The following is an 18,113-nucleotide window of genomic DNA, read 5'->3' on the forward strand; positions in this document are numbered from 1 at the left end:
CTCCCGATCGCGTGAAAAGCCCGGTCTTTCGGGCATTTCGGAGATTTCACGCACTTGTAATAAAAATGCGTTTCCGAGACCGGATCGGGCGCCGGCTCCCGCTCCTCTCCATCCGAATCCCGATCCTGCTGCGGCAAGAATCGGGAATCAGGGGAGAATCGGTACGAGAATCAGGCCAGCGGCTCGCCTTCCCACAATTCGGTGTCGATCTGCGCCTGCGCATCGCGCGGGTAACGCGGCCCCGACACCGCCCTGAAATCGAACAGACTGTCGACGCGGTCGAGCAGCGGACGCGGCAGATCGAGCCTGGCCGCCGCCAGATCCTCGTCGAGATGGGCCATGTTGGTCGTGCCGGGAATCGGCACGATGAAATCGCGACGGGACAGCAGCCAGGCCAGGCAGAGCTGCGCCATGGTGCAGCCCGCTTCGTCGGCGAGCCCCTTGAGCTTCGTTGCCAGATCCAGATTATGGGCAAGGTGGGGCGGCTGGAAACGCGGCATGGCGCCGCGAATATCCCCCTGTGGCACGCCCTGTGGCCCGACCCCGCCGGCGAGCAGGCCGCGGCCGACCGGCGAAAAGGCGACGAAGCCGATGTCGAGTTCCGCGCAGGCATCGAGCACGGCGACCTCCGGGTTGCGGCTCCAGGGCGAATATTCGGTCTGCACTGCGGTGATCGGATGGACCGCATGGGCGCGGCGAATCGTCGCTGCCGACATTTCCGACAGGCCGATCGCGCCGATCTTGCCTTCCTCCACACCGCGCACCAGCGCACCGACCGATTCCTCGATCGGCACCTGCGGGTCCAGGCGATGGAGATAATAGAGATCGATATGGTCGGTCCTGAGCCGGCGCAGCGAATCCTCCAGCACGCGGGTGATCGCCTGGGGCGAGCCGTCGAGGCCGCGCTTGCCGTCAATCTCCGCCAGCACGCATTTGCTGGCGAGGGTGAAATCGGCGCGCCGGTCCATGATGGTGCGGCCAAGCAATTCCTCATTGGCGCCAAAGCCATAGAGGGCCGCGGTGTCGAAGAAGGTCACGCCGGCGTCGAGCGCATGGCGCAGCAGCCGTTCGGCCTCGTCCGCGGACGGGCGCGGCAGATAGGCATGGGAGAGGTTCATGCAGCCAAGGCCGATGGCGGAAACGGTGAGTGCGCCCAGGCGGCGGGTGGGAAGAGCGGTCGTCATGGGGTGGGAAACATCCTGTCGGTTGGGGCCGTGCATGGCGCAAGAGATAGGTCCGCCTCTCCGCTCTGTCATGCCCTTGGTCATGCCCTCATCCGGCAGGACGAAAGAAGATGGGGTTTACCCGGCTTAATAAAGCCAATCTTGCCCGGCGGGCGTAGCGGGGTCATTTCGACGGCACATTATAGACCCTTATGCCGCCCAGCGGCGCGAGCGAGCCCATGACCCGGAACCTGACCCATTTGGAGCGCCTTGAGGCGGAGAGCATACATATATTGCGGGAGGTGGTGTCGGAGGCGGAGCGGCCTGTGATGCTGTACTCGGTGGGCAAGGACAGCGCGGTGATGCTGCATCTGGCCAAGAAGGCCTTCTATCCCTCGCCGCCGCCCTTCCCGCTGCTCCATGTCGACACCACCTGGAAGTTCCGCGCGATGTACGACCTGCGCGACAAGGCGGCGCGCGACGCGGGGATGGAACTGCTGGTCCATCATAATCCCGAGGCCCAGGCGCGCGGTATCAACCCGTTCGACCATGGCGCCCTCCACACCGACATGTGGAAGACGGAAGGGCTGAAGCAGGCGCTCGACAAGTTCGGCTTCGACGCGGCATTCGGCGGCGCGCGCCGCGACGAGGAGAAGAGCCGCGCCAAGGAGCGCATCTTCTCCTTCCGCACCGCGTCGCACGGCTGGGATCCCAAGAACCAGCGGCCGGAACTCTGGAACCTCTATAATGCCCGCAAGGCCAAGGGCGAGAGCATCCGCGTCTTCCCCATCTCCAACTGGACCGAGCTCGACATCTGGCAATATATCCAGCTGGAAGGCATCGAGATCGTGCCGCTCTATTTCGCCGCCCCCCGCCCCACCGTCGAGCGCGACGGCATGCTGCTGATGGTCGATGATGAGCGCTTCCCGCTTGAACCGGGCGAAGTGCCGGTCGAACGCTCGATCCGCTTCCGCACGCTCGGCTGCTATCCGCTCACCGGCGCGGTCGAGAGCGAGGCCTCGACCCTGTCGGAGGTGATCCAGGAGATGCTGCTCACCACCACATCCGAGCGCCAGGGACGCGCCATCGACAAGGATGCCGGCGGCGCCGGCATGGAGAAGAAGAAGCAGGAAGGGTATTTCTGATGTCCGACGTGATCACACAGGACCCCGTATACCAGACCGATGCGCTGATCGCGCAGGACATCGACGCCTATCTCGACGTCCATCAGCACAAGACCATGCTGCGCTTCATCACCTGTGGTTCGGTGGATGACGGCAAGTCCACCCTGATCGGACGGCTGCTCTATGATTCGAAGATGATCTTCGAGGATCAGCTTGAGGCGCTGCAGGCCGATAGCAAGCGCGTCGGCACCCAGGGCGGCGAGATCGACTTCGCCCTGCTGGTCGATGGTCTCGCCGCCGAGCGCGAACAGGGCATCACCATCGACGTCGCCTATCGCTTCTTCGCTACCGAGAAGCGCAAGTTCATCGTCGCCGATACGCCCGGCCATGAACAATATACCCGCAACATGGTCACCGGTGCCTCCACCGCCGACCTGGCCGTCATCCTGATCGACGCGCGCAAGGGCATCCTCACCCAGACGCGGCGCCACAGCTATCTCGCCCACCTGATCGGCATCCGCAACATCGTGCTGGCCGTCAACAAGATGGATTTGGTCGGCTATGACCAGGCCGTGTTCGACAAGATCGTCGCCGACTATGCCGCGTTCGCGCAATCGATCGGCATCAGCGCCTTCACGCCGATCCCCATCTCCGGCTTCAAGGGCGACAATATCACCGCCCGGTCCGACAACACCCCCTGGTATCAGGGGCCGACCCTGATGGCGCATCTCGAAAGCGTCGAGGTCGATGCCACCACTGCGGCGGCCAAGCCCTTCCGCATGCCGGTCCAGTGGGTCAATCGCCCGAACCTCGACTTTCGCGGCTTTGCCGGGCTGATCGCCAGCGGATCGGTCAAGCCGGGTGACGCCGTGCGCGTGCTGCCCTCGGGCAAGACATCGACGATCAATCGCATCGTTACCCTTGATGGCGACCTCGACGAAGCGATCGCCGGCCAGTCGGTCACGCTCTGCTTTGCCGACGAGATCGACTGTTCGCGCGGCGACGTCATCGCGGTCGCCGACAATCCGCCGGAGGTCTCCAGCCAGTTCGAGGCGACCATCGTGTGGATGGATGACGAGGCGATGCTGCCGGGCCGGCCCTATTGGCTCAAGATCGGCACGCAGAGCGTCTCGGCCACCGTCCAGGCGCCCAAATATGTCGTCAACGTCAACACGATGGAGCATCTGGCGGCCAAGACGCTGGACTTGAATGCCATTGGCGTTGCCGAACTGGCGACCGACAAGCCGATCACGTTCGAGCCCTATGCCGACAACCGGACCTTGGGCGGCTTCATTCTGATCGACAAGATGAGCAACCGCACCGTGGCGGCGGGCATGCTCCACTTCTCGCTGCGCCGGGCCCAGAATGTCCATTGGCAGGCGACCGACATCGGCCGCGAGGCCCATGCCGCGCTCAAGAACCAGCTGCCCCGCATCCTCTGGTTCACCGGCCTCTCCGGCTCGGGCAAGTCGACCATCGCCAATGAGGTGGAAAAGCGGCTCGCGCTGATGAACCGCCACACCTTCCTCTTGGACGGCGACAATATCCGCCATGGCCTCAACAAGGATCTGGGCTTTACCGAGGCGGACCGGATCGAGAATATCCGCCGGGTCGGCGAGGTTGCCAAGCTGATGGCCGACGCGGGCCTGATCGTGCTGACCGCCTTCATCTCCCCCTTCCGCGCCGAGCGCGAGATGGTGCGCGAGATGCTGCCGGACGGCGAGTTCATCGAGATCTTCGTCGACACGCCGCTTGAGGTTGCCGAGGCGCGCGACGTCAAGGGTCTCTACAAGAAGGCCCGTTCGGGTGCCCTCAAGAACTTCACCGGCATCGACAGCCCCTATGAGGCGCCCACCAGCCCCGAAATCCGGGTCAACACTGTCGAGATGACGCCGGAGGAAGCCGCCGAGCATATCATCCGCAAGATCATGCCGCTCAAATGAGCAACGTCATGACAGACGCGGACCTCGCCGCCCATCTCGCCGAGACCGCCGGCCGCCTGTTGCTGGAGGTCCGCGCCTCGGGCCTGTTCAGCGCCCAGGCGCTCGGCAAGGCCGGCGACCAGACCGCCAACCAGTTCCTCGTCCATGCGCTCAAGGAACAGCGGGCCGAGGATGGGTTGCTCTCCGAGGAGATGGCCTGTGACGGGGCGCGGCTCCAGCATAGCCGGGTGTGGATCGTCGATCCGGTCGACGGCACCCGCGAATATGGCGAGGCGCGTGCCGACTGGGCCGTCCATGTCGGCCTCGCCATCGACGGCGTGCCGACCATCGGCGCGGTCGCGCTGCCCGGCCATGACGACGGCATCGTCCTGCGCACCGACCAGCCGCGTGTCGTGCCGCCCGCGCCCGAGAAGCTCCGCATGGTCGTCTCCCGCACCCGACCCGCACCCCAGGCGGTCGCGGTGGCAGAGGCGCTCGGCGCCGAACTGGTGCCCATGGGATCGGCCGGCGCCAAGGCCATGGCGGTCATCCTGGGCCAGGCCGACATCTATCTCCACGCCGGCGGCCAATATGAATGGGACAGCTGCGCACCCGCCGCCGTCGCTCTCGCCCACGGCCTCCATGCCTCCCGCATCGATGGATCGCCGCTCATCTACAACCAAGAAGACACATACATGCCTGACCTTCTCATCTGCAGGCATGAGCATGCCGACATGGTGCTGGGGGCACTGAAGGGCTAGGGGCGATCGACATTCAGATGATGACGTGACGAAAATGGTGGTTTTCCGTGACCCGGAGCGCAGCGTACTTAAAGTACGTGAGCACCGGAAGCGCGGAGAACCGCCATTTGCAGGCCGTCAGGGTTGAATGTCGATTGCCCCTAGGCGCGGGTCGCCAGTCCGGTGCCGACATCGGCGCCCACCCAGGCGCGCCAACGATCGCCGTCGGGATCGACCGCCACCCGGTCCGCCAGGTCGAAGATCTTCACCGCCGGTCGATCGACATGATAGGCGGGCCAGTCCGGCTCGGGCGCGCCATGGCGGACGAAATGGGCGATATGATCGGTCATCCGCCGGCCGAGCGCAGCCCGGCGCCCACGCATGGGCCCGCCCCGCGCAAAGGCGGCGCGCAGGCCGCGCATCGGCCAGGTCAGGGTCAGGTCCAGCCCATGGGCCGCGCCGGCGATCGGATGGCGATAGTCGAAGCGATAGAACCAGGTCGGCGCCTGCCCCGACTGGCGATCGGCGAAATGGCGCGTCGGCATCAGGAAGGTGAGATCGGTCGCAAGCGCGCGGCGCCCCGCCTTGTCGCGGGGATAGGCGGCGAGGATGCGCGCGGCGTGATCGGCCGGCAATTGCGCATGGAGCAAGGCTTCGAGCGCCGGCCAGCCGGTCGGCAGGATATCGCCGGGCATCAGTTCGAACAGACGGATTTCATCGCGCGTGGCGCCGGCGAGCAACGGCACCGGCGCGGCCGGCTCGGCCACCGCATCCGCCAGCGAGGCGGGCAGCAGGTCGCCGTCGAACCAGGGGGCGGCAGGAATAGTTCCGGGATTGGCGGCACCGGCCGCGCCCTGCGCCTCGAACAGGCGGATGAGATCCATGCCGCGCAGCGCGGCGAGATCGGGGTTGCCGAGCGCCGCCATATAATCTCGCGCCACCTGTTCGCTGCGGCCGCGGCCATGGATCAGGCTGACGGCGCCGCTCTGCATGATCGCCCCGGCAAAGAGGCCGCGCGCGGCAGGCGCATGGAGCAGCAGCGAGACCGACATGGAACCGGCGGACTGGCCGCCGACCGTCACCCGCGCCGGATCGCCGCCGAAGGCCGCGATATTGTCCCGCACCCAGGCGAGCGCCACGATCTGGTCGCGCAGGCCGAGATTGGAGGGGATGCCCGGCACGACCGCGCCGAAATTGACGAAGCCGAGCACGCCCAGCCGATAATTGATGGTGACGACGATGATGTCACCGTCGCGGGCCAGGTCGCTGCCGTCATAGCTATGGCCGCCGCCCGCGACGAAGGCGCCGCCGTGAATCCAGACATAGACCGGCAGCGGGCCGGTCGCACCGTCGGGCACATGGATGTTGAGCGACAGGCAATCCTCGGCAAAGTCGGGCATGGACAGCCGCGCCCGCTTCGCCTGATTGCCATACATTTGCGGACATTGCGGACCGGGGCGTGATGCGTCACGCACATCATTCCAGGGCGTCGGCGCCTCCGGCGCGGCAAAGCGGTCGGCCCGCGCATAGGGAATGCCGCGCCAGCATCGCACGCCGTTCGCCAGGGTGCCGCGCACCGGCCCGGCCGTCGTCGTCACCGTCAATCCGTCCATGCCGCCCCTCCCGTCTTGCGGCGAAGATGCTAGGCGGCGCCGGTTGAGGCGCCAACGCACGGGGCGGAGATAGCGGCGGGGCGATGCCCCTGCCCGATCAGGGCTGCATCGACGGGGTGACGACCAGCCGGTCGAGAATTTCCGCCATGCGATCGAGCGGATAGTCCGGTTCCTGCTGCAGCCACCAGGCGAGAATCTCGACCGTGGCGCTGACCGCAAAGACGATGCGCAGTTCGTCGGGCAGCCAGCCGGCATCATGCGGCCTCTGCTGCGCCAGCTGGCGCGCCTGGTCGGTAAATTCCTGCTTGAGCATGGTCGCCGCGCCGCCGGTCAGGAAGGCCGACCAGAGCGCGCGCCGTTCGGCGACATAAGCGAACAGGGTCATGCAGGACTGGCGCGCATCATCGGCGAACAGGATCGGCAGCGCGCGTTGCAAAAGGTCGGCGATCTGTCCGGCCGCCAGATCGTGCAGCAGCGCATCCTTGGACGGATAATGGCGGAAGAAGGTGGCGTAGCCGACCTCCGCCTCGCGCGCGACCTCGCGGATCGTCACCTGATCATAGGGGCGGGTTTCCAGCAGGTGGAGCATCGCGTCGAGCAGCTGGCGGCGGGAGCGCAGCTGGCGCGCGTCGGTCGGCAGATTATCCATCGGGGCCATGGCTTAGGGCCTTCGCACCCGCCTGAACAGAGGGGAGGATCGCCCGGCCGATGATCCGTCCCCGCCCCATTGCCCGGCGCCCCTGCCCGACTAGGGTCCGGCCCGACAGGAGAGGAAGCACGCCATGGACAACCGGATCGAGACGCTGATCGCCAAGGAAGAGATCAGGGAACTGGCCCAGCTCTATTCGCGCGGGGTCGACCGGCAGGATTTCGCGCTAATCCGGTCGCTCTATACCGACGACGCGACCGACAGCCATGGCGCCTATTATGACGGGCCGGTCGACGGCTATGTCGCCTTTCTCGAAGCGTCGCTGCCGCACATGCATATCGGCAATCATTTCGTCTGCAACCATCTGGTCAATGTCGCTGGCGATACCGGCGAGGGCGAGGTCTATGCCATTGCCTGGCATTTGATCCCCGACGGCAAGGGCGGGCTGCTGCACGATATCCAGGGGGTGCGCTATATCGACAGCTATCGCCGCGTCGATGACCAGTGGCGCTTTGCCAAGCGGGTGGTGAGCTTCGACATGAAGCTGCTGCAACCCGCCGCCGACCATGGCGAGAAGCCGGTGCCGGTGAATGATCCCAGCTATGCCCTGCTGGCGCCGCTGTTTGCGCGCGGGGCGGGCCGCTAGCCGCTTCGCCGCAGCGATGTCGCCGCCGCTTCCTTGACAGTCAAATCAACAATCCTGTTGATGATAGCCAAGAAGAGCGGCGCGACAGGCGCCCGCTGGAGCGGATGATGGCCTTTTCGACGATCGACCTGACCGCGCGCATCGGCACCGAGATCCGGACCGACGCGGCAACCCTGGTGTCGGGCGCCCACGCCGACACGATCCTGGCGTTGTTGCAGCAGCGCGGCGTGCTGATCGTGCGCGGGCTGCACATGAGTCGCGAAGATCAGCTGGCCTTTTCCCACACGCTGGGCCGGGTCCAGCCACAGGGCGAAGGCGGCATCTTCAAGGTCACGATCGACCCGAAGGAAAATCCGGGCGCCGAATATATCAAGGGCGCCTTCTTCTGGCATATCGACGGGGCGAGCGACGACGTACCCAATTTCGCCGCGACGCTGAACGCCAAGTCGCTGTCCAGGACCGGCGGCAGCACCTATTTCGCCAACACCTATGCGGCCTGGGACGACCTGCCCGACGAAGAAAAGGCGGCCTATGACGGGCTGCGCGTGGTCCACAGCTTCGAGACGTCGCAGCGCTATGTGAACCCCGAACCCACCGTGGCGGAGCTGAATTTCTGGCAGATGCGCACGCCCAAGGTCCATCCCTTGGTCTGGACCCATGAAACCGGCCGCAAGTCGCTGGTGCTGGGATCGACCGCCGACCATGTCGAGGGGATGGACCCGGCGCAGGGCCGCGTACTGCTGTCCAGGCTGCGCGAATGGACGATCCAGCCGCAATTCGTCTATCGCCATGACTGGACGGAAGGCGACCTGCTGATCTGGGACAATAGCGGCACGATGCACCGGGTCGATCCCTATCCGCTGGAAGAAAATCGCATGATGCACCGCACGACGATCGAGGCGATCGAGCAACTGGTCGGCGCCTGAAAGCGACACCGAAATTGACATATAGGAAGGAATTGCGATGACGAGGTCTCTCAACGGCCGCACGGCCGTGGTCACGGGTGCGGGTTCGGGCATTGGCCGCGCGATCGCGCTGCGCCTGGCCGAGGATACGGCCAAGATCGCGGTGTGGGACATTAATGGCGACGGCGCGGCCGAGACCGTCAAGCTGATCGAGGCGGCCGGCGGCACCGCCATCGCCATCACCGTCGACTGTTCGGACAAGGCGGCGATCCATGCGGCGGCAGAAGAGACGCGCGCCAAGCTGGGGCCTATCGCGATCCTGGTGAACAATGCCGGCATCGCCCCCTTCACCCCGTTCATGGACATTGACGACGATCTGTTCGACAAGGTGATCCACATCAACCTGCGCGGCCCCTATCTGCTGACCAAGGAAGTGCTGCCCGACATGCTGGCCGCCGGCTGGGGCCGGGTGATCAACATCACCTCCTCCTCGGTCCAGTCGGGCTCCTTCGCCCAGGGCCATTATGTCTCGTCCAAGGGCGGCCTGATGGGCATGACCAAGGCGCTGGCGCTGGAGTTCGCGCCGAGCGGCGTGACCTTCAACATGGTGCCCCCCGGCTTCATCGACACGCCGATGCTGCGCGCCGCGCCGATTGATGCCGACGCCTTTGCCCAGACGCTGCCGATGAAGCGGATCGGCAAGCCGGAAGATATCGCCGCCGCCTGCGCCTATCTGGCGTCTGAAGAGGCCAGCTACATCACCGGCCAGACGATCAGCACCAATGGCGGCCGCTATATGGGTTCGCATTAACAGGACCGCATCTGGCGATGAGAGCCGGGACGCTTGCATGGGCGGCCCGGCCATTTATGCTCCAGCCATGGTCCAGAAACGTCGCGTCGGCGCCGAAAGCTCCGAAACCCGCGCCCGGATCGTGGAGGCCACCGAACAGGTGATCCGCGACGAAGGCTATGCCGCCGCCAGTTCGCGCCGGGTGGCGCTGCGCGCCGAACTGCCGCCATCGCTGGTCCATTATTATTTCCCGACCACCGACGACCTGCTGCTGGCGGTGTTCCGCCGCGGCGCCGAACAGAGCGACGCGATGATCGAGGCGGCGCTGACCAGCGCCGATCCGGTGCGGGCACTGTGGCGTTTCTTCTCCGACCCCAGTCGCAACGCGCTGGCGATGGAATTCGTCGCCATGGCCAATCATCGCAAGGCGATCCGTGCCGAGATCGCCCGCCACAGCGAAGCGATGCGGGATCGCCAGGCGCAGTTGATGGAGCAGTTGCTGGGGGATCGACTCGCCGATCACAAGGTGACGGCGGCGGGCCTCAGCCTGTTGCTCGCGGCGGTCGGCCGCACCCTGGTGATGGAGGCCGACATGGGGGTCGCGAGCGGGCATGCCGACGCGCGCGCTTCGGTCGAGGCGCTATTGGACGAATTGCTGCCGCCCGAAAAATGAGAGGCATTGACTTTTCCATGCAGGCATGTTGAACATGTGTTCAAACGCGCAGGGATGCATAGGAGAGCAAGGCATGTCCGCCACCACCATTACCCGTTTCGTGCATGAAGATATCAAGCCGAGCATCGGCAGCCGCATCCTCAACAGCAAGGAGGAGCTGCTGGCCGGCGAACTGGCGCCGCAGATCCGCGAGCTGCTGGAACAGCGCGGCGTGCTGGTCTTCCCGAAGATCGACTTCACCGACGAGGAACAGATCGCCTTCACCAAGACGCTGGGCGCCTTTGCCCCCGAGCATCGCGGCGGCGAGGAAATCCACAAGATCACCCTCGACGTGAAGGAAAATCCGCAGAGCGCCGAATATCTCAAGGGCTCGCTCTACTGGCATATCGACGGCACGATGAACGATGTGCCGATCCTCGCCTCCTTGCTGTCGTGCAAGGTGCCCGCGACCTGGGGCGGCAATACCGGCTTCTGCAACACCTATGCCGCCTATGAGGCGCTGACCGACGAGCAGAAGGCGGAGTATGAGACGCTGCGCGTGATCCACTCGGTCTGGGCGACGGTCTTCTATTATGAGCCCGAGCCCAGCCTCGCCAAGCTGAAGGGCATGCGCCAGGTCGGCGAGAATGAGCTGCCCCTGGTGTGGAACCACAAGTCGGGCCGCAAGTCGCTGGTGCTGGGCTGCACCGCCCAGCGGGTCAAGGATCTCGATCCCTATGACAGCGCCGAAATCCTGGTTGGGCTGCGCGAATGGGCGACCCGCGAGGAATTCAGCTACAGCCATGAATGGAGCGTCGGCGACCTGGTCATCTGGGACAATACCGGCACCATGCACCGGGCCGAGAAATATGATCCCGACTGCAACCGCATGATGCACCGCACCAAGCTGCAAGGCGAAGAACCCTTCGAATAAGGATCGGCCCCACAGCCTTTCCACGCCCGCCGCCCAACCGGGTTGGCGGGCGTTTTGCCCTGCCCTCGGAGCATCGTCATGAGCACCCCGCTGACCTTCGGCTATCTTTATGATTTCCGGAACCCGCCCCAATGGGAACGGCGCCCGGCCGATCTCTATGCCGAGATACTGGACTTCGTCGCGTGGAGCGAAACGGCCGGGTTTGCCGGCGCCTGGGTACCCGAACATCATGGCGCGCAGGATGGCTATATGCCCGCGCCCAATGTCGCACTGGCGGCGATCGCGGCGCGCACCAGCCGGATCAGGCTCGGATCGGCGATCGCGCTCGCCCCGCTCTATCATCCGGTCCGTTTTGCCGAGGAATGCGCGGTGCTGGATATCCTGTCCGACGGCCGGCTGGAGATGGCGCTGGCAATCGGCTACCGCCGCCGCGAGACCCAGGCCTATGGCGTCGATTTCGGCAAGCGCGGCGCCCGCTTCGACGAATTCCTCGCGATCGTCCAGCAACTCTGGGCGGGCGAGACGGTCGATTTTGCCGGGCAACATTACAGCATCGCCGGCGCAACCCTGCGCCCGGCCGCGCCGCGCGGCCGCATCCCCCTCTATATTGGCGGCTTTGCCGAAAAGGCGCTGGCGCGGGTGGCCAGATATGCCGACGGCTATTTCGGCAATGAGGAAGTGTGCGGCCTCTATGCCGACAAGCTGCGCGCCGAGGGGAAAGACCCGGCCGCCGCGCGCATCCGCATCCAGAGCCTGTTCACCCTGGTCGCCGAAGACCCCGAGGCCGCAATGGAGGAGATCGCCCCCTATTTCCACCATGTGAACGAGACTTACGGCGCCTGGCTGGCCGAGGATCAGGCGTCCGGCATCGACAAGGTGGCGCTGAAACCCATGTCGCTCGACGCCTTCAAGCGCAGCGGCATCCTGCAGATCCTGACCCCCGACGCGGCGATCGACCATTTCCGCGCGATGCAGCAGCGCATCAATGTCGAGCATATCATGATGATGATGCCGCCCGGCCTGCCGCCGGCAAAATTCCAACCCTATGCCCAGTTGTTCGCCGACAGGGTGATGCCCGCCTTCTGAAGGGTGGCGTCAGTTCCCCTGCAAGGCGCGGCGCAGCGCCGCGAGGCGCATTGCCTGGAGTGCCTGCATCTGCGGCGTATCGGGCCCGGCCAGGCCGAAGCCATGATAGGCGCCGGGCGTGATATGCAGCTCGACCGCGATGCCGAGCGCCATCAACCGGCGGGCGAAGTCGATATCCTCCTCCAGAAACAGGTCGAGCGCGCCGACACTGATGAAGGCTGGCGGCAGGCTGGACAGGTCGGGGCAACGGGCCGGCACGGCGTCGGTCGGGACATGATCGGTTCCCGCTTCCTGCCCGAGCAGCGCGCCCCAGCCATAGCGGTTCTGCGCCGGGGTCCAGACGAACCGGCCGGTGACGGGGTGGAGCGGTGCGCTGCTGCCGGTGCGATCGTCCAGCATCGGCGCGTCGAGCAGCATGAAGCAGATCGGATAGGCGCCAAGGTCGCGGGCATGGATCGCCAGCGCCACGGCGTGGCCGCCGCCCGCGCTCTCACCGCCGACCGCGATGCGGGTCGGATCGATGCCCAGCCCGTCGGCCTGGTCATGCAGCCAGGCGAGCGCAGTGTAGCAATCGTCGCGCGCACCGGGAAACGGCGTCTCGGGCGCCAGCCGATAATCGACCGACAGGACGACACAGCCCAGCTGCGCCACCCACGCCCGGTTGGACAGGTCGCTCATATCGGCCATGCCGAGCACGAAGCCGCCGCCATGGATATGGAGATAGGCCGGCCGCAGGGCATCGCCAACGGTCTCTGCCGGACGATAGAGCAGGCAGCGCACATCGGGCGATCCGGGCGCGCCAGGCAGGAAGACTTCTTCGCGCTGCACGGCGGCCAGCGCTTCGGGCATCGGCTCGGCGGGCCGGTTAGCAAAGGGCTGGCGGAAGGCGGCGATCGTCTGGTCGCTGAGGTCGAGTGGCGGGAAGAGGTCGAGCGCCGCGCGCAATTCGGGGGCTACCAGTTGCCGCGCCTCGTCCATCGTCCCGTTTCCTCTATTGTGCGTCGCGCGGCCGGTCATAGGCGGCACCATCGAAATGGTCGAGCGGCACCAGAGGTTCGGCGGTGAAGTCGATCACCCTGCCGACACGCTGTGCCCTCACCGCATTTTCCGGCTGAAAGGTGAAGCAGTTGGGCGGCACGCGGGTCGCGGTCGATTGCCGCTCCATCGGGATCAGCCGGCCATTGGCGAGGATCGTGCCCCATTGCAGCAGCCGGGCCGCCTCGCGCCGGGGTTCTTCCAGCGCATCGATCCACGGCCGCAGCTTCATCAGCGACTGGCCGGCAATGTCGGCTGGCGCGGTCATGACATGGCTGCGATGGGCGACCTGCAGCAGCGGTACGCCGTCGCGCCTGATTTCCGCGACCGCCTCGCCTTCGAGCGGATCACAGGCCAATATCTCATAGCGGGTCGGCGCTGCGTCGCCAGCGTGCGCCGCAGCCAGCACGGCCAGGTCGTGCAAATGGGTGCAGTTCGCCTTCTTCTCGCCGCGCGCCGCCGCCTCAGCCAGCGCGACACCGGTGAAGGTCGCCTGCAGCACCGCCGGCGCACCCGGACAGGTGGTCCAGGGCACCCGCTCCATGATCGCGTCGACGCCGCTGATGCGCGCGCCGTCATGATGCAGGATGACCGCCATGCTGTGATAATCATCCTCGACCGCGGCGGTCACCCGGCCGGGCAGCGGCGTCACCAGGAAGCGACGGCGAAAGCCGGGCAGCATGTCCAGCATGCCGCTGTCCATCGCGATCAGTCCCTTGCGAGCAGCAGCGCCGCTGCCATCGGGCCGCCACCCGATGTCGCCACGGCCACCTTCGGGTCGCCGGCGATCTGCCGTTCGCCACCCTCTCCGCGCAACTGCACCACCGATTCATAGGCAAAGCCGAAACCATGCAGCCGGCCCCAGCCGAGCTGGCCGCCGCCGGTGTTCATCGGCAGTTCGCCGTCGAGCGCGATGCGCTTGCCGCCTTCGAGGAACTGGCCACCTTCGCCGACATCGCAGAAGCCCAGCCCTTCGAGCCAGGTGATCGGCTGGAAGGCGAAGCCGTCATAAAATTGGACGGTATCGACATCCTTTGCCGTGTAGTCCGTGTTCTTCCACAGGTCGCGCCCGGTCGGATAGGCGCTCGCCCATTCGGCCTGGTCCCAGCTGTAGCGCTCGACCGATCCGGCGCTGGCGGCGATGCGGATCGGCGTCGTCTTCACCTCGTCCAGCGCATCGCCCGCCGACACGATCAGCACGGTCGAGGCATCGGTGAAACGATCGCAATCATAGAGGCAGAAAGGCGAACTGATCATCCGCGCCGCCATATACTCGTCCATGGTCAGCGGCTTCTTGACGATCGCGCGCGGGTTGCGCGCCGCATTGGCATGATCGTTCAACGCCACCTGGGCGAGCTGCTCGCGGGTCAGGCCATAGCGCTTCATGTGGCGCATCGCGAATTGCGCGGTCCAGTTGGCGGCCGAGAAGGCGCCGAAGGGCGAGACCCATTGCGAATTGCCCGACACATCCTTGCGCCGTTCCATCGGCGGAAATTCCTCGGGGCGGGCCAGCGCTGCCGCCTCATAAACGGTGCGGAAGCACAGGACATGGCGGGCAAGGCCGGCCTTCACCGCCATCGCCGCCTCGGCGATCGCGCCCAGCTGCGCCGTCGCCTCCGCCGCGCCGATGTGCCAGCGTGTGTTGAGTCCCAATATCTCGATCACATCGTCGGCACTGACCGGCGAGAAGCCGAGGAAGGTCGACATCTTGCCGGGATAGGTGGCGACACCGTCAATCTGGTCGAGCGTCAGGCCGGCGTCGGCAATCGCGTCGCGCACGGCGTCCAGCGTCAGGCCCAGCGGCGACCGGGTCAGCCGCACGCCGACCTCCGACATGCCGATGCCGGTGATATAGGCTTCGCGCGCCATGCTCATGCGACCTTCTCGAATAGGGGGAACCAGATGCCGTCCTGCTCCTCGAAGGTGACGCGGACGCGGTCACCCATGTCGACAGCATCGACCGGGCAATTGACGATATTGGTGGTCAGATAGACGCCCGGCACGTCGTCGAGCCGGACACGGGCGATGACGAAGGGTACCTCCATATCCTTGGCCCAGGCCTGATAGTTGATCGTATAGGTATCGACCGCGCCGGTGCCGGCGACCGCATGGGGGCCGACATTTTCCGACTGGCAATGGCGGCAGATCTCGCGCGGGGGATGGGTGAACTGGCCGCAATCGTCGCAGCGGGTGATGTTCAGCTTCCCCTGCGCCCCGCCGGTCCAGAAGGCGCGATTTTCCCGATCGAGGCGCGGGCGCGAACGTTGCCAGACCATCAGACGTCCCAGACCAGGTTCAGGCTTTCGATGCCGATCACATGGCCGCCATGGAACACCGTGGGCTTATCGGGATCGAGCCGGAACTCGGGCAGGCGCGCCAGCATCTCCTCATAAAGAACCTGCAATTCGACGCGCGCCAGGTGGGAACCCAGGCAGCGGTGCGGGCCGACGCCGAAGGCGATGTGAACATTGTTCTCGCGATCAAGATCATAGCTGTCGGGCTGCGGAAATTCCTTCGCATCGAGATCGGCAGCGGGCAGGAACAGCTTGAGCATGTCGCCGGGCATCATCTTGGCCCCGGCCAGTTCGGCCGGCTTCTTGATCACCCGCATCGGCACGGTGAAGGTATAGCGGCGCAGCATTTCCTCGGCGGCTTCGGCCACCAGCTTGGGCTCGGCCCGCAACTTTGCCTGCAATGGCAGGTCGAGCGCCAGGCCGCGCATGGCCAGGCCCATGCCGTTCATCACCGTGTCGAGGCCGGCGATGAACAGCAGCACACCATAATTCTCCATGTCGGCAAGCGTGCTCGGTTGGCCATCCACCTCCAGCTTCCACAGCATAGAGATGATATCGTCCTTCGGATTATCCCTGCGCTCCAGCACGGTGTCGCGCATCGCTGCCGCAATGCGCTGCAAGCGGCGCATGGAGCCTTCGCGATCGGTATCGATCGCCTCCATATGCTCCTTCACGATCTGGCGATATTCCGGCAGCCGTTCCAGCGGCAGGCCCAGCATCTTGAGGAAGACCTGCACCGGCAACGGCTCGGCCACCGTGCTCATGAATTCGCATTGGCCATCGGCCTTGATCGCGTCGATCAGCTCGCCCGCCAGTTCGCGGATGCTGTCCTTCAGGGCCGCGATCGTCTTGGGCGAGAAGACCTTCTGCAGCGGCTGGCGATATTTGGTGTGCTCGGGCGGATCGAGCGTGATCGGGATCGGCTGCGGAATATGCGGCGCGCCCGGCGGCAGCGAGGCGAGCAGCGCCTTCATCTTGTCGGCCGGCACGAACTCGCTGGAATAGGTCTCGGTATCGCGCGACGCCTCATAATTGGCGGCATGGGTCAGCGCGACCCAGCCGCCGCCATTGCGCGGCGTCCAGAAGACCGGCGGCGCCGTCTTCAGCAGGTCGAGGATGCGCGCGTGCGGATCGGCCAGCAGGCCCGGATCGGCATGGACATCGAAATCATAGACGAGCGCGTCGGGCACATGGGCCGGCTGTGGCGCGGCGGGGCTCAAGGTGGCGTGGGCCATGATTCTCTCCGTCTGTCCCTGCTTGGGCGGGCGTGCGCGAGGCACGTCCCTTCTTGTCGGACCGTTTTGCCCGGCCATCCGGCAAAGGCAAATGATCGCGCATGACTACGGCGACATAACGCACTGACGATCCGCCGGACGCAGCCGTATCGCGATGGCGATTGTGCCGGGGACCACGTTGATCGGGGCCGCAATCTCCTTTCTAAGGAAGGTCAGAATAGCCGGAGAGGGCAGATGAGAATCCGCATCGAAAAGTCAGGCTGCGTGGGCAATGCCCGCTGCGCCGCCGTGTCCGAGGACATGTATCCGCTGGACGAGGACGGCTATATCGCGACCGAGGGTTTCGACGTGGCAGATGGCGAGCAGCAGACCGCCAAGCGCGGCGCGCGCGCCTGCCCCGAACGCATCATCGTCGTCGAGGAAGATGATGGCAGCATCAGCTGGCCGCCCAAGGCCAAGGCATAATCAGAGAATCCGGGAGAGCGAGATGAGCGACATTTTGGGCTATAAGGGCAAGCGCGTGATCGTGAGCGGTTGCTTCTCCGGCATGGGGGAGGCGACCGCCAAGCTGCTGCTGGAGCTGGGCGCCAAGGTTCATGGCCTCGACTTCAGGGACAGCAGCCTGCCGCTCGCCTCCTTCACCAATGTCGACCTGCGCGACCCGGCCTCGATCGAGGCGGCGGTGGCCGGCATCGGCGGCAAGGTGGATGCGCTGTTCAACTGCGCCGGCCTGCCCCAGTCCTTCCCGCCGCTCGACGTCATGAAGGTGAACTTCATCGGCCTGCGCCACCTGACCGAACAGGTGCTGCCGCTGATGGGACCGGGCGGCGCGATCGCCAGCATCGCCTCCACCGGCGGGCTGGGCTGGAGCCGCCGCATCCCGACCAACATGGAGTTCGTCACCACCAAGGGTTATGACGCCGCCGTCGCCTGGTGCGAGGCGCATCTCGATGATGTGGTCAAGGAAGGCTACAGCTTCTCCAAGGAGAATGTGATCGTCTGGACCCAGTATATGGGCGCGCATCTCATCAAGAAGGGCATCCGCATCAACTGCACCCTGCCCTCGCCCACCCAGACGCCGATGATGGCAACGTTCGAGGCCGCGTCCGGCAAGGATGTGGTCGCCGCCGCCGCCGAGCCGATGGGCCGTTACTCGACCCCGGCCGAACAGGCAGGCGGCATCGTACTGCTGAACAGCGATCTGGCCGGCATCGTCAATGGCGTGGTCTTCCCGGTCGATGGCGGCTTCATGGGCGGCGTCGCCACCGGCCAGGTCGACCTCAGCGTCATGATGCGGCGTTCGGCGCCCGCCGAGGCCTGAACCC

Annotated in this window: 19 protein-coding genes; 11 read left to right on the forward strand and 8 right to left on the reverse strand. The window is 65.7% G+C overall.

Going from position 1 to position 18,113, the window contains the following annotated elements; all coding sequences use genetic code 11:
- Window positions 1–170: 170 nt before the first annotated feature.
- Window positions 171–1,184, reverse strand: coding sequence for an aldo/keto reductase (locus HH800_RS20165; RefSeq protein WP_169862100.1), 1,014 nt, complete (start codon window positions 1,182–1,184; stop codon window positions 171–173).
- A gap of 191 nt (window positions 1,185–1,375) precedes the next feature.
- On the opposite strand from HH800_RS20165, the gene cysD reads away from it, so the two are divergent.
- From cysD to HH800_RS20180, 3 genes are read left to right on the forward strand one after another with little or no spacing between them, the layout of a single operon-like run.
- Window positions 1,376–2,308, forward strand: coding sequence for a sulfate adenylyltransferase subunit CysD (gene cysD / locus HH800_RS20170; protein ID WP_169862101.1), 933 nt, complete (start codon window positions 1,376–1,378; stop codon window positions 2,306–2,308).
- Window positions 2,308–4,230: a sulfate adenylyltransferase subunit CysN gene (gene cysN / locus HH800_RS20175; protein WP_169862102.1), complete on the forward strand. Its 1,923-nt coding sequence runs from the start codon at window positions 2,308–2,310 to the stop codon at window positions 4,228–4,230. The genes cysD and cysN overlap by 1 nt, the downstream gene beginning before the upstream one ends.
- 8 nt (window positions 4,231–4,238) lie before the next feature.
- Complete coding sequence (locus HH800_RS20180; protein ID WP_328805806.1) at window positions 4,239–4,970, forward strand: 3'(2'),5'-bisphosphate nucleotidase CysQ; 732 nt, start codon at window positions 4,239–4,241, stop codon at window positions 4,968–4,970.
- Between the two features lie 140 nt (window positions 4,971–5,110).
- Here the strand turns inward: HH800_RS20180 and HH800_RS20185 are convergent, their stop codons facing one another.
- Window positions 5,111–6,562, reverse strand: a complete 1,452-nt coding sequence (locus HH800_RS20185; protein WP_169862104.1) for a carboxylesterase/lipase family protein — start codon at window positions 6,560–6,562, stop codon at window positions 5,111–5,113.
- A 97-nt stretch (window positions 6,563–6,659) separates the two neighbouring features.
- Window positions 6,660–7,220: a TetR/AcrR family transcriptional regulator gene (locus tag HH800_RS20190; RefSeq protein WP_037512969.1), complete on the reverse strand. Its 561-nt coding sequence runs from the start codon at window positions 7,218–7,220 to the stop codon at window positions 6,660–6,662.
- A 124-nt stretch (window positions 7,221–7,344) separates the two neighbouring features.
- On the opposite strand from HH800_RS20190, the gene HH800_RS20195 reads away from it, so the two are divergent.
- The 6 genes from HH800_RS20195 to HH800_RS20220 all read left to right on the forward strand — a co-directional run bounded on the left by HH800_RS20195 (window position 7,345) and on the right by HH800_RS20220 (window position 12,224).
- Window positions 7,345–7,857: a nuclear transport factor 2 family protein gene (locus tag HH800_RS20195; RefSeq protein ID WP_169862105.1), complete on the forward strand. Its 513-nt coding sequence runs from the start codon at window positions 7,345–7,347 to the stop codon at window positions 7,855–7,857.
- A gap of 104 nt (window positions 7,858–7,961) precedes the next feature.
- Window positions 7,962–8,783, forward strand: coding sequence for a TauD/TfdA dioxygenase family protein (locus HH800_RS20200; RefSeq protein ID WP_169862106.1), 822 nt, complete (start codon window positions 7,962–7,964; stop codon window positions 8,781–8,783).
- Window positions 8,784–8,820: 37 nt separating this feature from the next.
- The gene (locus tag HH800_RS20205) at window positions 8,821–9,573 is read left to right on the forward strand and encodes an SDR family NAD(P)-dependent oxidoreductase (protein ID WP_026109319.1); all 753 of its coding nucleotides are present in this window, start codon (window positions 8,821–8,823) and stop codon (window positions 9,571–9,573) included.
- A gap of 67 nt (window positions 9,574–9,640) precedes the next feature.
- On the forward strand, window positions 9,641–10,225 hold the full coding sequence (locus tag HH800_RS20210) for a TetR/AcrR family transcriptional regulator (RefSeq protein WP_230588698.1): 585 nt from the start codon (window positions 9,641–9,643) through the stop codon (window positions 10,223–10,225).
- 73 nt (window positions 10,226–10,298) lie between these two features.
- The gene (locus tag HH800_RS20215) at window positions 10,299–11,138 is read left to right on the forward strand and encodes a TauD/TfdA dioxygenase family protein (protein ID WP_037512962.1); all 840 of its coding nucleotides are present in this window, start codon (window positions 10,299–10,301) and stop codon (window positions 11,136–11,138) included.
- 78 nt (window positions 11,139–11,216) lie between these two features.
- Window positions 11,217–12,224 (forward strand): LLM class flavin-dependent oxidoreductase, encoded by a 1,008-nt coding sequence (locus tag HH800_RS20220; RefSeq protein ID WP_169862107.1) that lies wholly within the window; start codon window positions 11,217–11,219, stop codon window positions 12,222–12,224.
- A gap of 9 nt (window positions 12,225–12,233) precedes the next feature.
- Here HH800_RS20220 and HH800_RS20225 read toward each other — a convergent pair whose 3' ends face one another.
- From HH800_RS20225 to HH800_RS20245, 5 genes are read right to left on the reverse strand one after another with little or no spacing between them, the layout of a single operon-like run.
- A complete protein-coding gene (locus HH800_RS20225) occupies window positions 12,234–13,202 on the reverse strand; it encodes an alpha/beta hydrolase (protein WP_169862108.1) in 969 nt (322 codons plus the stop codon).
- A 13-nt stretch (window positions 13,203–13,215) separates the two neighbouring features.
- Window positions 13,216–13,962 (reverse strand): DUF2889 domain-containing protein, encoded by a 747-nt coding sequence (locus HH800_RS20230; RefSeq protein WP_169862109.1) that lies wholly within the window; start codon window positions 13,960–13,962, stop codon window positions 13,216–13,218.
- 5 nt (window positions 13,963–13,967) lie between these two features.
- Window positions 13,968–15,134 carry a thiolase family protein gene (locus HH800_RS20235; protein ID WP_169862110.1) on the reverse strand — a complete coding sequence of 389 codons (1,167 nt, stop codon included), beginning with the start codon at window positions 15,132–15,134 and terminating at the stop codon, window positions 13,968–13,970.
- Window positions 15,131–15,535: a Zn-ribbon domain-containing OB-fold protein gene (locus HH800_RS20240; protein ID WP_169862111.1), complete on the reverse strand. Its 405-nt coding sequence runs from the start codon at window positions 15,533–15,535 to the stop codon at window positions 15,131–15,133. The genes HH800_RS20235 and HH800_RS20240 overlap by 4 nt, the downstream gene beginning before the upstream one ends.
- Window positions 15,535–16,788, reverse strand: a complete 1,254-nt coding sequence (locus HH800_RS20245; protein WP_169862112.1) for a cytochrome P450 — start codon at window positions 16,786–16,788, stop codon at window positions 15,535–15,537. Before HH800_RS20245 ends, HH800_RS20240 begins: the two co-directional genes overlap by 1 nt.
- Before the next feature lie 234 nt (window positions 16,789–17,022).
- Here HH800_RS20245 and HH800_RS20250 point away from each other — a divergent pair, with 234 nt between their 5' ends.
- Together HH800_RS20250 and HH800_RS20255 are read left to right on the forward strand one after the other, a co-directional pair.
- Entirely contained in the window at window positions 17,023–17,253 is a 231-nt protein-coding gene (locus HH800_RS20250) for a ferredoxin (RefSeq protein ID WP_004209034.1), read from the forward strand.
- Between the two features lie 22 nt (window positions 17,254–17,275).
- Entirely contained in the window at window positions 17,276–18,109 is an 834-nt protein-coding gene (locus HH800_RS20255) for a coniferyl-alcohol dehydrogenase (RefSeq protein WP_169862113.1), read from the forward strand.
- The last annotated feature ends 4 nt before the right edge of the window (window positions 18,110–18,113 follow it).

The organism is Sphingobium yanoikuyae, assembly GCF_013001025.1.
GTDB lineage: Bacteria > Pseudomonadota > Alphaproteobacteria > Sphingomonadales > Sphingomonadaceae > Sphingobium > Sphingobium yanoikuyae_A.

Coding starts and splice junctions, on each gene's coding strand:
- HH800_RS20165 (WP_169862100.1), bottom strand. CDS start 1,184: ATGACGACCGCTCTTCCCACCCGCCGCCTGGGCGCACTCACCGTTTCC.
- cysD (WP_169862101.1), top strand. CDS start 1,376: ATGCCGCCCAGCGGCGCGAGCGAGCCCATGACCCGGAACCTGACCCAT.
- cysN (WP_169862102.1), top strand. CDS start 2,308: ATGTCCGACGTGATCACACAGGACCCCGTATACCAGACCGATGCGCTG.
- HH800_RS20180 (WP_328805806.1), top strand. CDS start 4,239: ATGACAGACGCGGACCTCGCCGCCCATCTCGCCGAGACCGCCGGCCGC.
- HH800_RS20185 (WP_169862104.1), bottom strand. CDS start 6,562: ATGGACGGATTGACGGTGACGACGACGGCCGGGCCGGTGCGCGGCACC.
- HH800_RS20190 (WP_037512969.1), bottom strand. CDS start 7,220: ATGGCCCCGATGGATAATCTGCCGACCGACGCGCGCCAGCTGCGCTCC.
- HH800_RS20195 (WP_169862105.1), top strand. CDS start 7,345: ATGGACAACCGGATCGAGACGCTGATCGCCAAGGAAGAGATCAGGGAA.
- HH800_RS20200 (WP_169862106.1), top strand. CDS start 7,962: ATGATGGCCTTTTCGACGATCGACCTGACCGCGCGCATCGGCACCGAG.
- HH800_RS20205 (WP_026109319.1), top strand. CDS start 8,821: ATGACGAGGTCTCTCAACGGCCGCACGGCCGTGGTCACGGGTGCGGGT.
- HH800_RS20210 (WP_230588698.1), top strand. CDS start 9,641: ATGGTCCAGAAACGTCGCGTCGGCGCCGAAAGCTCCGAAACCCGCGCC.
- HH800_RS20215 (WP_037512962.1), top strand. CDS start 10,299: ATGTCCGCCACCACCATTACCCGTTTCGTGCATGAAGATATCAAGCCG.
- HH800_RS20220 (WP_169862107.1), top strand. CDS start 11,217: ATGAGCACCCCGCTGACCTTCGGCTATCTTTATGATTTCCGGAACCCG.
- HH800_RS20225 (WP_169862108.1), bottom strand. CDS start 13,202: ATGGACGAGGCGCGGCAACTGGTAGCCCCCGAATTGCGCGCGGCGCTC.
- HH800_RS20230 (WP_169862109.1), bottom strand. CDS start 13,962: ATGGACAGCGGCATGCTGGACATGCTGCCCGGCTTTCGCCGTCGCTTC.
- HH800_RS20235 (WP_169862110.1), bottom strand. CDS start 15,134: ATGAGCATGGCGCGCGAAGCCTATATCACCGGCATCGGCATGTCGGAG.
- HH800_RS20240 (WP_169862111.1), bottom strand. CDS start 15,535: ATGGTCTGGCAACGTTCGCGCCCGCGCCTCGATCGGGAAAATCGCGCC.
- HH800_RS20245 (WP_169862112.1), bottom strand. CDS start 16,788: ATGGCCCACGCCACCTTGAGCCCCGCCGCGCCACAGCCGGCCCATGTG.
- HH800_RS20250 (WP_004209034.1), top strand. CDS start 17,023: ATGAGAATCCGCATCGAAAAGTCAGGCTGCGTGGGCAATGCCCGCTGC.
- HH800_RS20255 (WP_169862113.1), top strand. CDS start 17,276: ATGAGCGACATTTTGGGCTATAAGGGCAAGCGCGTGATCGTGAGCGGT.